This is a genomic window from Knoellia sinensis KCTC 19936 (assembly GCF_000768705.1).
Lineage (GTDB): Bacteria > Actinomycetota > Actinomycetes > Actinomycetales > Dermatophilaceae > Knoellia > Knoellia sinensis.
The window spans coordinates 163,981-176,589 of record NZ_AVPJ01000006.1 but is presented as its reverse complement, the minus strand read 5'-3'; the positions used below and the strand labels follow the sequence as shown (position 1 = coordinate 176,589).

The window sequence follows — 12,609 nt, the reverse complement described above, 5'->3', positions numbered from 1 at the left end:
AGCCGCTGCGTCCTCGGACGCGGCGGCTCAGTCGTCGCCCGGAAAGGCCTTGTCGAGTTCCTGGAGCAATCGGTGCGCCGCGAGTTCCACGTCCTTGTGCCGCCACTCCGAGGCCCGGTAGACGCAGGCGATGAGGGCGCTGCGGTGAACCTTCCGGAAGTCCCCGAAGACGAACGCGTGGCGCGCCTTGGTCTCGTCGTGAGCGCCCTCGGTGAGTCCGAGGTGCCAGACGGAGTAGTCAGACCAGCCATGTTCCTCGAGGAAGGCGTTCTGGGTGTCGGCATCGGGTTGGACTCGACCCCAGTCGCTGTCGAGCTCCACCTTGCCCTCGGCGATGAGGTCGCGGCAGTGACGCACCGCCTTGCGATTCACGGTGTATTTCGCCATCACCCCATCATGTCCCCAGCGCCCGGGTCACGGGCCGTCGTCGATGGCGACCTGCACGGCTCGCGCGCGCCGCACGACCTCGTCGAGCACGGCCCGGCGCGGGTCACCGATGTCATGGAACTCCCGGCGCGGCAACTCCCCCAGCCACGACAGACGCGGGTCGCTGAGCACGTCCCTCACCAGTGACTTGTCCCCACCGACGACCAGAGCAGTCGGTATGCCGTCCGGCACGATTCTCGTGGTGTGCTCCGCAACCGCTCGAACGAGTTCGTCGGCCTGATTGCCGCGGCGACGGGCGAACCGCTGTTGCGACCACCCCCCGGCGGCCGTGCGCGACTGGACGTGACGGGTCCCGACCTTGTGCGCGACGAGAGACGACTCGTGAACGTGCGCGACGGCATACCCGCCGCGCCTGATGAGCACGACGGCGAGGTGGGGGTCGTCGAAACGCGAGATCCCGACGACCCGCTGGGGGCCGTCGGGATTGGCGGCGTCGAAGCGCTCGCGCCACGCGGCATACCGCTCGGGCGCGACTTCAACAAGACGGGCCGTGCGGCTCATCGCCCTTGGTCAGATGTTGAAGCCGAGGGCTCGCAATTGCTCGCGACCGTCGTCGGTGATCTTGTCCGGGCCCCACGGTGGCATCCAGACCCAGTTGACGCGGTAGGACGACACGAGACCCTCGAGCGACTGCGCGGTCTGGTCCTCGATGACGTCGGTGAGCGGGCAGGCCGCGGACGTCAGGGTCATGTCGATGACGGCGTGGTTCTGGCCGTCGACGGTGATGCCGTAGACGAGGCCGAGGTCGACGACGTTGATGCCGAGCTCGGGGTCGACGACGTCGCGCATGGCCTCCTCGACGTCGGCCACGTTGGCCGGTGCGTTGGTGGTCTCGCTCATGACGTTCCTTCCTCAAGCTGGGTCAATGCGGCCTGGCGACCGCTCTGGTGCAACGCATCGGTGAACGCCATCCATCCCAGGAGGGCGCACTTGACGCGTGCGGGGTACTGGGCGACACCGGAGAGGGCGACCCCGTCACCGATGACCTCCTCGTCGCCCGGGTCCTCACCCTTGGAGGTGAGCATGGCCTTCATCGCCTCGTAGGTCGTGAGGACCTCGGTCAGCGGACGGCCGATGCTCTCCTCGGCAAGGATCGACGTCGACGCCATGCTGATCGAACACCCGAGGGCGTCGTAGGAGATGTCCTCGACGATGGCCTCGGAGCCTTCGCCGGTGACGTGGATGCGCATCGTCACCTCGTCGCCACAGGTGGGGTTGACGTGGTGCACCTCGGCCTCGAACGGCTCTCGCAGGCCCGCGTGCTGCGGGCGCTTCGAGTGCTCGAGGATGAGCTCTTGGTACAGGTCCATCAGCTGGCCACTCCAAAGATCTGCGGGACGCGGTCGAGCGCCTCGAGGAGGGCGTCGACTTCGTCGACGGTGTTGTATGCCGCAAAGCTGGCTCGCGTCGTCGCCGCCACCTTGAACCGACGGTGCAGCGGCCAAGCACAGTGGTGACCGACGCGGACGGCGACGCCGGCGTTGTCGAGCACCTGACCGACGTCGTGAGCGTGGACGCCATCGACGACGAACGCGACCGTGCCGCCACGGCTCTCGAGGTCGGTCGGGCCGACGACGGTGACCCAGGGCCGCGTCGCGAGACCGGCCAGCAGTCGGTCCACGAGAGCCAACTCGTGCGCGTGGATGCGCTTGATGTCGAGCTCGTTGATGTAGTCGACTGCGGCAGCCAGACCGATGGCCTGGGCCGTCATCGGCACACCCGCCTCGAACCGCTGCGGCGGGGGCGCATAGGTGCTGCCCTCCATGCGGACGGTCTCGATCATCGAACCGCCGGTGAGGAACGGCGGCATGGCCTCGAGGAGTTCACGTCGGCCCCAGAGGACACCGATTCCGCTGGGCCCGAACATCTTGTGGCCCGAGAAGGCCAGCAGGTCCACGCCCAGGTCGGCGACGTCGATGGCCAGGTGTGGCACGGACTGGCAGGCGTCGAGGACGACCAGGGCGCCGACCTCGTGGGCGCGCTCGACGATGGTCTCGATCGGGTTCAGGGTGCCGAGGACGTTTGACGCGTGGACGACCGCGACGACCTTGGTGCGCTCGGTGACGAGCTCATCCAGGGTCGCCAGATCGAGTCGTCCCTCGTCGGTGACGGGGATCCAGCGCAACGTCGCGCCCGTGCGCCGGCACAGTTCCTGCCACGGGACGAGGTTCGCGTGGTGCTCCATTTCGGTGACGAGCACTTCGTCTCCCGCACCGAGCGTGAACCGCTCGCTGCCCGGGATGCCCGGGTGCGGCGAGTTGGAGAACGCGTAGGCGGCCAGGTTGAGTGCCTCCGTCGCGTTCTTGGTGAAGACGACGTCCTGAGCCTGCGCACCGATGAACGCGGCGATGCGCTCGCGCGCACCTTCGTATGCTGCCGTCGCCTCTTCCGAGAGCGCGTGCGCCCCGCGGTGTGGTGCGGAGTTCAGGCGCTCGTAGAAGTCTCGCTCCGCGTCGAGGACCTGGACCGGCTTGTGCGAGGTCGCACCCGAGTCGAGGTAGACGAGCGGCGCCCCGGCGCGCACTGTGCGCGCGAGGATCGGGAAGTCCGCCCGGATGCGGGCGACTTCCTCTGTGGTGAACGGCTCAGCGGTCATACGAACAGCCTCGGTTCTCAGCTCAGGACGTGGCGTTGGCGCTCTGGAAGCGGTCGTAGCCCTCGGCCTCGAGGCGGTCGGCGAGCTCGGGGCCACCCTCCTCGGCGATCTTGCCGTCGACGAAGACGTGCACGAAGTCGGGCTTGATGTAGCGCAGGATCCGCGTGTAGTGCGTGATCAGCAGGACACCGGCGCCGGTTGACTCCTTGGCGCGGTTGACACCCTCGGAGACGATGCGCAGGGCGTCGACGTCGAGACCGGAGTCGGTCTCGTCGAGGATCGCGATCTTGGGCTTGAGCAGCTCCATCTGGAGAATCTCGTGGCGCTTCTTCTCACCACCGGAGAAGCCTTCGTTGACACCACGCTCGGCGACGGCTGCGTCCATCTTGAGGTCGCTCATCGACTGCTTGAGGTCCTTGACCCACGTGCGGAGCTTGGGCGCCTCACCGTCGATGGCGGTCTTGGCCGTCCGCAGGAAGTTGCTCACCGTGACGCCGGGAACCTCGACGGGGTACTGCATGGCGAGGAAGAGCCCGGCGCGGGCGCGCTCGTCGACACTCATCTCGAGGACGTCCTCGCCGTTGAGCGTCACGGTGCCGCTGGTGATCGTGTACTTGGGGTGGCCGGCGATGGAGTAGGCCAGCGTGGACTTGCCCGAGCCATTGGGGCCCATGATCGCGTGCGTCTCACCGGAGTTGATGGTGAGCGTGACGCCACGGAGGATCTCCTTGGTGCCCTGCTCGGTCTCGACGGTGACGTGAAGGTCACGGATTTCGAGGGTGCTGCTCTCAACGGTGCTCATGAATCAGTTCTCCTGGTTCAGGGCGACATAGACGTCGTCGCCCTCGATCTTGACGGTGTGGACGGCGATGGGCGCCGTGGCAGGTGGGCCGGACGGGTCGCCGGTGCGGATGTCGAAACGGGAGCCGTGCAGCCAGCACTCCAAGGTGCAGCCGTCGAGCTCGCCCTCGGAGAGCGAGACGTTGGCATGGCTGCAGGTGTCATCGACTGCGTGGACGTCGCCGTCCTCGGTGCGGACGATGGCCACGATGCGACCGTGGATGTCGGCTGCTGCCGCCCCCACGGTGGGGAGCTCGTCGAGGGTGCAGACCTTCACGAAGTCCGCGGTCGTCCCGGCCGTCGACTCGGTGACCTCACTCATGCGGTCGCCTCCAACTCGCGGTCGATCGCCTCCATGAGGTGCTCCTCGACCTCGGGCACACCGATCCGGCCGACGATCGAGGCGAAGAAGCCGCGCACGACAAGACGACGGGCGGTGTCCTCGTCGATCCCACGAGCCTGCAGGTAGAACAACTGCTGGTCGTCGAATCGCCCTGTCGCAGAAGCGTGCCCAGCACCGGCGATCTCGCCGGTCTCGATCTCGAGGTTGGGCACGGAGTCGGCGCGGGCCCCGTCGGTGAGGATGAGGTTGCGGTTGAGCTCGTAGGTGTCGGTGCCCTCGGCGGCTGCCCGGATGAGGACGTCGCCCACCCACACGGTGTGCGCGGTCTCGCCCTGGAGGGCGCCCTTGTACTCGACATTGGAGTGGCAGTGGGGCGCCTCGTGGTCGACGAAGAGGCGGTGCTCCTGGTGCTGACCGGCATCGGCGAAGTAGACGCCGAGGCCTTCGAAGGAGCCGCCGGGACCGGCGTAGGACGCGTTGGTGTTGAGGCGGACGATCCCACCACCGAGGGTGACGGCGATGTGCCGGACCTTGGCGTCCCGGCCCACGACGACGTCGTGCTGGCCGAGGTGGAGGGCGCTGTCGGCCCATTCCTGCACCGTCACGACGGTGACATCGGAACCGTCCCCCGCCACGACCGTGAGGAGTTCGGAGTACTGGGCGTCGCCCTCGTGGCGCAGGACGATCGTCGCCTTGGCGAAGTTGCCGACCCGCACCAGCGTGTGGCCGTGAGCCAGTGCTCCCTCACCCGTGAGGACGAGACGGACCGGCTCGGTGAGCTCGGCCTCGGCCGGGACGTCGAGGACGGTGATTGCCTCGGCCTGGGCTGCGGCGATCACGGCGGCGCGGTCTGCGGGCTTCGGCGCGCCGCTCCCCTGCCACTCGTCCTTGCTCAGCGTCGAGACGGTCACGCCCTCGGGAAGGGACTCCTCACGGCGCAGCGGCGTCCCGGACGTTTCGGCGAAGAGCGCCTGGAGACGGTCGACGGGGGTGAAACGCCACTCCTCCTCGCGACCGGACGGGACCGGGAAGTCCGACACGGCATACGAGGTCGTCCGCTCCGCGCGGGACTGGTCCGGGACGAACGCAGCGGCGGAATCGGTGTGGGAGCCCTGAGAAACGGACTGGGTCTGCTGAGTCTTATCTGCCAGAAGGCTCATTTAGCCGACTGCTCCTTCCATCTGAAGCTCGATGAGGCGGTTCAGCTCGAGGGCGTACTCCATGGGGAGTTCCTTGGCGATGGGCTCGACGAAGCCGCGCACGATCATCGCCATGGCCTCGGTCTCGGACATGCCTCGGGACATGAGGTAGAACATCTGGTCCTCGGACACCTTGGAGACCGTGGCCTCGTGGCCCATGGTCACGTCGTCCTCGCGGATGTCGACGTACGGGTAGGTGTCGGAGCGGCTGATCGTGTCGACGAGCAGCGCGTCGCAGACGACGCTCGACTTCGAGCCGTGCGCACCCTCCATGATCTGGACCAGGCCGCGGTAGGACGTGCGACCACCGCCACGGGCGACCGACTTCGACACGATCGTCGAGGAGGTGTTGGGCGCCGCGTGGACCATCTTGGAACCGGCGTCCTGGTGCTGGCCCTCGCCGGCGAAGGCGACCGACAGGGTCTCGCCCTTGGCGTGCTCACCCATGAGGAAGACGGCGGGGTACTTCATCGTCACCTTGGAGCCGATGTTTCCGTCGATCCACTCCATCGTCGCGCCCTCGGCGCAGGTCGCGCGCTTGGTGACGAGGTTGTAGACGTTGTTGGACCAGTTCTGGATCGTCGTGTAGCGCACGCGGGCGTTCTTCTTGACGACGATCTCGACGACGGCGGAGTGCAGCGAGTCGGACTGGTAGATCGGTGCGGTGCAGCCCTCGACGTAGTGCACGTAGGAGCCCTCGTCGGCGATGATCAGCGTCCGCTCGAACTGACCCATGTTCTCGGTGTTGATCCGGAAGTAGGCCTGGAGCGGGATGTCGACGTGGACGCCCGGCGGGACATAGATGAACGAGCCACCCGACCACACGGCCGTGTTGAGCGCAGCGAACTTGTTGTCGCCCGCCGGAATGACGGAGGCGAAGTACTCACGGAACAGGTCCTCGTGCTCGCGCAGGCCCGTGTCGGTGTCGACGAAGATGACACCCTTCTCCTCCAGATCCTCGCGGATCTGGTGGTAGACGACCTCGGACTCGTACTGGGCCGCGACGCCTGCGACGAGGCGCTGCTTCTCCGCCTCCGGGATGCCGAGACGGTCGTAGGTCGCCTTGATGTCCTCGGGCAGGTCCTCCCACGAGGTCGCCTGCTTCTCGGTGGACTTCACGAAGTACTTGATGTTCTGGAAGTCGATGCCGGTCAGGTCACTCCCCCACGTCGGCATGGGCTTCTTGCCGAAGAGTCGCAGCGACTTCAGTCGCAGGTCCTCCATCCACTGCGGCTCGCCCTTGCGGCGCGAGATGTCGAGGACGACGTCCTCGTTCAGTCCGCGTCGGGCCGTGGCGCCAGCGCTGTCGCTGTCGGCCCAGCCGTACTCGTAGCGCCCGAGGTCCTTCAGACCCGGGTTCAGCTCCTCGATGGTGCTCATCGCGAAGACCTTTCTGTTGAAAGCTCTGGCTTGGTGGGGACGAATGTCGTGCACACGTGATCTCCGTGCGCGAGTGTTGCGAGACGTTGGACGTGAACGCCGAGCAGGCGCGAGAACGCGTCGGTTTCGGCGTCACAGAACTGGGGAAACTCCCTGGCTGCGTGCTGCACCGGGCAATGACCCTGACACAGCTGTATGCCAGACAGCGCAGGGAGCGGGCCATCGGGGTGCTCACCCACCGGGCGGGCCGACGCGGCAAAGCCGTCACGGGTCAGCGCGGCCACAAGGGCCTCGACCCGAGCGGCTGTGTCGGGTCCGGCGGCAGCCAGTTCAGCGGCATACCGGCTCTCGAGGGCACCCACCCGTGACTCGGCGAAGCGACGGACCGCGTCCTCCCCGACTTCCTGGGCCAGGAAGCGAAGGGCCTCTGTCGACAAGTGGTCGTAGTCGGACTCCAGAGCCTGGTGTCCACCCTCGCTCAGCACGTAGGCCCGAGCGGGGCGGCCTCGCCCGCGCGACGTCGTGGCTGCTTCGCGGTCCTCGATCAGGCCGGCGTCGGCCAGATTGTCGAGATGCCGGCGCACGGCAGGGACCGTGAGCACGAGCTCCTCGGCCAATGCGGTGGCAGTGACCGGGCCGTGCTCACTGATCGCCTGCAGGACCCGGTCGCGCGTGCGCGACTCGAGAACCTGGGGCACCGCAGTGGTGGCCGGGATATTCACAACACTGATGTTACGTAATTGCCCCGACAAGGGGAAATGAAGGTGAGCCTAACTCGGCGGACACCCCGGGCCGGCGACATCCTCGGCAGCGGAGACCACCTCGGTCTCCGGGAGGAAGACCGAGGGCATGCGCTCGCGCCGTGGGGCCACCGACTCAGGGCCCAGGAGCCGTTCGCGCGCCGGTGCCGTGAGGACGCCGAGCGGAGCCTGAAGGATGTAGCCGTACGCGATCACGAGGCCGGTCAGACCCGGGTTGAGCACCAGGCCGATGACGATCGCCAGGACTGCCAGTCCCGTGGTGATCCACGCGTTGCGCCCGCTGGGGGCGAGCAGGTTTCGGAAGGACCGGAACCGGATGGACGTCACCATGAGCAGGGCTGGGACGAAGCTCACAATGACCGGCACGATGAGCGAGGTGTCATAGGCGCCGGACTTCGGCTGGTTGAGAGCAAAGATCGTCGCCATCACGACCGCTGCCGCGGCCGGGCTGGGAAGACCGACGAAGTAGCGCTTGTCCGCGGTGGGATCCACGGTGACGTTGAAGCGGGCGAGACGAAATGCCGCACACCCCAGCCAGAAGAACGCGGCGAGCCAGGAGAGCAGGGGGTAGTCGGGCAGGGCCCACGTGTGCACGAGGACCGCCGGGGCGAAGCCGAAGGCGATGAGGTCCGCGAGCGAGTCCATCTGCAGCCCGAACGGAGAGGTCGCGCCGACGAGGCGGGCCACCCCACCGTCAGCAATGTCCATGATGATCGAGACGGCGATGAGGATCGCGGCCCAGGTGAACTCACCCCGGAAGGCGAGCAGGACCGACGAGAGCCCACTCATCATGTTGACGATCGTGAAGAGCGTCGGGGCCGTGACACGCAGTCGCTCGCGCTTGCTCAACTGCCGCAGCGAGACGACCTCGGCTCCGGTCGGCGACACGAGCCGCCACCGGTCGAACCGTCGACGCCGAGCTGGGGCTTCCTCGCTCACGTGGCCACGCCTGCGCTCGGCCATCGACCGATGACGGTCTCACCGGCGACGACACGCTGACCGGCATGCACGAGCAACCCGACCTCGGTGGGCACGAAGACGTCCATGCGCGAGCCGAACTTCATCAGCCCGATCCGCTGCCCCGTCGTGATCTCGTCACCTGCGGCGACACGCGTCACCACTCGCCGTGCCATGAGACCGACGATCTGGCGGAAATGCACGGTGCGCGTGCGGCCATTCACCACACGCTCGACGACGAGGTCGGTCCGCTCGTTGAGATGGGCACTTTCGTGCGTGTATGCCGCGAGCCACCGTCCCGGCTTGTAGGTCACCTCGCGCAACGTGCCGCCGTAGGGCGCCCGGTTGATGTGGACGTCGAAGGCGGACAGGAAGATGCTGATCTGCTGCCACTCCCCCTCAGGTGCCACGCCCTCCTGGCCCGGTCCGACATACATGACCTTGCCGTCGGCCGGTGACACGACGGTGTCGACGTCGATCGACCCACGGTCGGGCCGGCGGTCCGGGTCGCGGAAGAACAGCGCGACAGCGGCGGGGACCGCACCGAGCAACAGGGCCGTCCCGCGACGCCCGGCAAGGGCCGCGACGAGGGCGGGGACGGCTGCGACGGCGGTGGCCGGGGCGGCCTCGCGGTCGATGGTGACCATGTGTCTCCTTGAGTCGAGTGGCCCCCAGCCTAGGATGTGCGCCGTGCCTGCAGTCGAAGTCATCGGCCTGCGCCGTGACATCGGCGCGGTGCGTGCCGTCGACGACGCCAGTTGGTCGGCCGAGAGTGGCGCCGTGACGGCGATCCTTGGGCCCAACGGCGCCGGAAAGACGACGACGATGGAATGTCTCGAAGGGCTCCAGCGACCCACTGCGGGCTCGGTCCGCGTGCTCGACACGGACCCTTGGCGTGCTCCAGCCGCGCATCGCGCCAAGGTTGGCGTCATGCTCCAGGATGGCGGGCTGCCCGTCACCACGACCCCGCGCCGGCTCCTGCATCACGTCGCACGACTGCACGCGTTCCCGGGAGACGTCAGCGGCCTCATCCAGCGGCTCGAACTCGACCGGATCGGTGGCCGATCCATCCGGAGGCTCTCCGGCGGCGAGCGCCAGCGGGTCGCCCTGGCCGCCGCCCTCGTCGGTCGTCCCGAGGTCGCCTTCCTCGACGAGCCCACTGCCGGACTCGACCCCCATGCGCGCCTGGAGGTGTGGGACCTCATCCGCGAAACGGCTGACGCCTCAGCCGTCGTGGTCACGACACACTCGTTCGAGGAAGCCGAGCGCATCGCGGACCACGTGGTCATCATGCATGCCGGGAAGGTCGCGGCCGAGGGCTCGCTCGCAGAGGTCTGCGACGGCCGCCCGCTCGAGGAGCGCTACTTCGCCCTCACGGGGGGTGGTCGTCGGTGACACCACCCACACCGACCTCCGCAGCGGGTGGACCCGCAACCCCGCTTCAGAGATGGCTGGCCCAGGCTCGGTTCGAGACGGCGACGATCCTGCGCCACGGCGAGCAACTTCTCGTCGCGCTCGTCCTTCCCGCCCTCGCCCTCGTCGTACTCGCGCTGACGGACGTGCCGGACCTCGGCTCGGGACGCCGCATCGACGTCGCGACGGCTGGGGTCTTCGCGCTCGCGGTGGTGTCGACGGCCTTCACGGGCCAGGCGATCGCCACGGGCTTCGACCGTCGGCACGGAGTCCTCCGCTTCCTCGGCGCCAGCCCCCTCGGCCGCGAGGGTCTCTTGCTCGGCAAACTGGGTGCGGTCGGGGTCGTCATCGCCCTGCAACTGCTCGTGCTCGGCACCATCGCCGCGGTGCTGGGATGGCGGCCGGCTGCGATCGGCATCGTTCCCGCGCTCGTGACGGTGGTGTTGGGCGCCGCGGCGTTCCTTGCTCTGGCCCTGTTCCTCGCCGGCACTGTGCGTGCTGAAGGGGTCCTTGCCCTGGCAAACCTTGTCTGGGTGCTGCTGCTGGGACTCGGAGTCCTCGTGCCCACGGACGAGCTGCCGGAGTCGCTCACGCCCGTGGCGCGCCTGCTGCCGTCGGGCGCCCTCGGGGACGGCTTGCGACTCTCCCTCGTTGAGGGCGCGTGGCCCGTGAGCCAGTGGCTCGTGCTCCTCGTGTGGACCGCTCTTGGTGGCGCTGCCGCGGCCCGCTGGTTCCGCTGGTCCGACTGAGGACCCGGCTGAATTTCAGTGGCTAACGCCTGCGCCGGGTGCCGGAAGAGTCAAGGTCGTGAAGCGCGCCCCGCTGTCCAGTAGGCGCGGCAGGGCGGTGGCGAACCCCTTGGCGGTGCCACGTCCGGGCCGATTCATGTGACCGATGACGATGTCCCCCGGGGATACGGCCCCCAGCGCTCGGGCCACGGCGTGGGCCGGGGCAGTCGCACCGAAGTCGGCGTTGACCGAGAACCCGGCGATCGGCTGTCCGAGACGTTCAGCCACCGTCGCGGCGACGTCATCGGTATGCGCGGTCCCGGCTCGGAACCATCGCGGCGGAGCACCCGTGTGTTCGACGAACCACGGTGTTGCCGCTTCGATCTCGTCGACCACCTCGCCCACGCTGCCGGTCCCCGCAATGCCGTATGCCGTCCGCTCCCTGACCGTGAGCGGACGGTGACGATGTCCGTGGTTGGCGAGTTCGAACAGGGGGTCCTGAGCGAGTTCGGCCGCCACGGACCCATTCGCCCGCACCCACCGGACGTTGAGGAACAGCGTTGCGGGGACGGCGTGTCTCCGCAGGACCGTCAGCAGTTCGTGATCGACGCCATTCCCCCCGCCAGACCCACCACACGCGTCCAGTGTCAGGGCCACCGCCGCCGGGTCGGTGCGAGTTCGCACACCAGGCACTTCCAGCCCAAACGCGGATGGCCGCTGTGCGTCGAATTCCTCGCGCAGCTCGGCACGCGTGGGGCGGAGGACGGGTCCGCTCGCAGATGGTGCGGCGGACCGCGTCGGGGCCGTAGGGGCCGGTGCCGCAGTGGACTCCCGCGCAGGTGAAGGCGCCGAAGCCGGGGCGCTCGTCCGGGTCGGCGCTGTGCACCCGGTCAGCGCGAGGGCACCCAGCAGCACGGCGTCACGACGACGCCACGAACGTTCCAGCACGTGGACCCTTCCCCCTCGAACGGCCTACCTCGAAGCCGGTGCCCCTCCCGGGCCGGGACAGAGCCTCCCATACCCTTCGGGGGTGAGAACGCCGCCACCCCCGACCTACCACCGCATCCTCTTGGCCAACCTCGTCGCTCAGGTGGCAATCATCGTCTCGGGTGGCTTGGTGCGCCTCACCGGAAGCGGGCTCGGGTGCCCCACGTGGCCCGAGTGCGTCCCCGGTTCGTACGTTCCTGTCCCGGAGCAGGCCGAGGGCTTCCACAAGATCATCGAGTTCGGGAACCGCACGCTCACCGGCGTGCTCGGCATCATCGCGATCCTCGCCGTCGTGGCCGTCTGGAAATGGGCACCCGTGCGACGCCTCAAGACCGCAGCGGTCGTCGTTCTGGCCGGTGTCGTGTTCCAGGCGATCCTCGGCGGTGTCACAGTTCTCACCGAACTCCACCCGATCACCGTCGCGGCGCACTTCCTCGTGTCCGCGGCACTGGTGTCTGCAGCTGCCTACCTGTGGTTCGCTCGCGCCGAGACTGACGGCGAGCCGCGACCTCTCGTTCCCGAACTCGTCCGTCGTGTGGCCTGGGTGACCTGCGCGGTCGCTGGGATCGTCCTCGTGCTGGGCACCGTCGTCACGGGCTCGGGGCCGCACTCGGGCGACGCGGACGCTCCCGCCCGCTTCGGCTTCGACCCGCGGACGATCTCCTGGCTGCACGCCGACGCGGTCATGCTCTTCATCGGACTGGTCGTCGCAGTCTGGCTGGCGACGCGACTCTCCCCCGCCCCGGCATCCGTGAGCCGTGCGTGGCGGACCGTTCTCCTGGTCACCTTCGCGCAGGGCGCGATCGGCTACGTGCAGTACCTCACTGACCTACCCGAAGTCCTCGTTCTCGCGCACATGCTCGGTGCCGCAGCGCTTGTCGTGGCGCTGACGAATGGGGTCGTCGCCCTGAGGACAATTACACAAGACTAGTTGCACAAGAGTTCTTGTGGGGCTACG

16 protein-coding genes are annotated in these 12,609 nt (G+C 68.1%); 3 read left to right on the top strand and 13 right to left on the bottom strand.

Features of this window, described 5'->3' with window-relative positions:
- Positions 1-27: 27 nt before the first annotated feature.
- From N802_RS10050 to N802_RS09995, 12 genes are read right to left on the bottom strand one after another with little or no spacing between them, the layout of a single operon-like run.
- Positions 28-387 (bottom strand): hypothetical protein, encoded by a 360-nt coding sequence (locus N802_RS10050; RefSeq protein WP_035915561.1) that lies wholly within the window; start codon positions 385-387, stop codon positions 28-30.
- A 27-nt stretch (positions 388-414) separates the two neighbouring features.
- A complete protein-coding gene (locus N802_RS10045) occupies positions 415-948 on the bottom strand; it encodes an acVLRF1 family peptidyl-tRNA hydrolase (protein WP_035915559.1) in 534 nt (177 codons plus the stop codon).
- A gap of 9 nt (positions 949-957) precedes the next feature.
- Positions 958-1,287, bottom strand: coding sequence for a metal-sulfur cluster assembly factor (locus N802_RS10040; RefSeq protein ID WP_035915558.1), 330 nt, complete (start codon positions 1,285-1,287; stop codon positions 958-960).
- The gene (sufU, locus tag N802_RS10035) at positions 1,284-1,757 is read right to left on the bottom strand and encodes a Fe-S cluster assembly sulfur transfer protein SufU (RefSeq protein ID WP_035915554.1); all 474 of its coding nucleotides are present in this window, start codon (positions 1,755-1,757) and stop codon (positions 1,284-1,286) included. The genes N802_RS10040 and sufU overlap by 4 nt, the downstream gene beginning before the upstream one ends.
- Entirely contained in the window at positions 1,757-3,043 is a 1,287-nt protein-coding gene (locus tag N802_RS10030; RefSeq protein ID WP_035915549.1) for a cysteine desulfurase, read from the bottom strand. Before N802_RS10030 ends, sufU begins: the two co-directional genes overlap by 1 nt.
- 22 nt (positions 3,044-3,065) lie before the next feature.
- The gene (sufC, locus tag N802_RS10025) at positions 3,066-3,845 is read right to left on the bottom strand and encodes a Fe-S cluster assembly ATPase SufC (protein ID WP_035915546.1); all 780 of its coding nucleotides are present in this window, start codon (positions 3,843-3,845) and stop codon (positions 3,066-3,068) included.
- Positions 3,846-3,848: 3 nt separating this feature from the next.
- Positions 3,849-4,205 carry a non-heme iron oxygenase ferredoxin subunit gene (locus tag N802_RS10020; protein ID WP_035915544.1) on the bottom strand — a complete coding sequence of 119 codons (357 nt, stop codon included), beginning with the start codon at positions 4,203-4,205 and terminating at the stop codon, positions 3,849-3,851.
- Positions 4,202-5,386 carry a Fe-S cluster assembly protein SufD gene (gene sufD / locus N802_RS10015; RefSeq protein WP_035915541.1) on the bottom strand — a complete coding sequence of 395 codons (1,185 nt, stop codon included), beginning with the start codon at positions 5,384-5,386 and terminating at the stop codon, positions 4,202-4,204. The genes N802_RS10020 and sufD overlap by 4 nt, the downstream gene beginning before the upstream one ends.
- Positions 5,387-6,805, bottom strand: coding sequence for a Fe-S cluster assembly protein SufB (gene sufB / locus N802_RS10010; RefSeq protein WP_035915537.1), 1,419 nt, complete (start codon positions 6,803-6,805; stop codon positions 5,387-5,389).
- Entirely contained in the window at positions 6,802-7,527 is a 726-nt protein-coding gene (locus N802_RS10005; RefSeq protein WP_052109761.1) for a helix-turn-helix transcriptional regulator, read from the bottom strand. Before N802_RS10005 ends, sufB begins: the two co-directional genes overlap by 4 nt.
- Positions 7,528-7,575: 48 nt before the next feature.
- Complete coding sequence (gene pssA, locus N802_RS10000; protein ID WP_245613903.1) at positions 7,576-8,505, bottom strand: CDP-diacylglycerol--serine O-phosphatidyltransferase; 930 nt, start codon at positions 8,503-8,505, stop codon at positions 7,576-7,578.
- Positions 8,502-9,170: a phosphatidylserine decarboxylase gene (locus N802_RS09995; RefSeq protein ID WP_035915534.1), complete on the bottom strand. Its 669-nt coding sequence runs from the start codon at positions 9,168-9,170 to the stop codon at positions 8,502-8,504. Before N802_RS09995 ends, pssA begins: the two co-directional genes overlap by 4 nt.
- Positions 9,171-9,204: 34 nt before the next feature.
- Between N802_RS09995 and N802_RS09990 the strand changes: the two genes are divergently transcribed.
- Positions 9,205-9,918 carry an ABC transporter ATP-binding protein gene (locus tag N802_RS09990; RefSeq protein WP_035915532.1) on the top strand — a complete coding sequence of 238 codons (714 nt, stop codon included), beginning with the start codon at positions 9,205-9,207 and terminating at the stop codon, positions 9,916-9,918.
- Positions 9,915-10,685 (top strand): ABC transporter permease, encoded by a 771-nt coding sequence (locus N802_RS09985; protein WP_035915529.1) that lies wholly within the window; start codon positions 9,915-9,917, stop codon positions 10,683-10,685. The genes N802_RS09990 and N802_RS09985 overlap by 4 nt, the downstream gene beginning before the upstream one ends.
- A 15-nt stretch (positions 10,686-10,700) precedes the next feature.
- On the opposite strand, the gene N802_RS09980 is transcribed toward N802_RS09985, so the two are convergent.
- Positions 10,701-11,348 (bottom strand): polysaccharide deacetylase family protein, encoded by a 648-nt coding sequence (locus N802_RS09980; protein ID WP_245613902.1) that lies wholly within the window; start codon positions 11,346-11,348, stop codon positions 10,701-10,703.
- Between the two features lie 346 nt (positions 11,349-11,694).
- Between N802_RS09980 and N802_RS09975 the strand changes: the two genes are divergently transcribed.
- Complete coding sequence (locus N802_RS09975) at positions 11,695-12,582, top strand: COX15/CtaA family protein (protein ID WP_035915524.1); 888 nt, start codon at positions 11,695-11,697, stop codon at positions 12,580-12,582.
- Positions 12,583-12,609 lie beyond the last annotated feature (27 nt).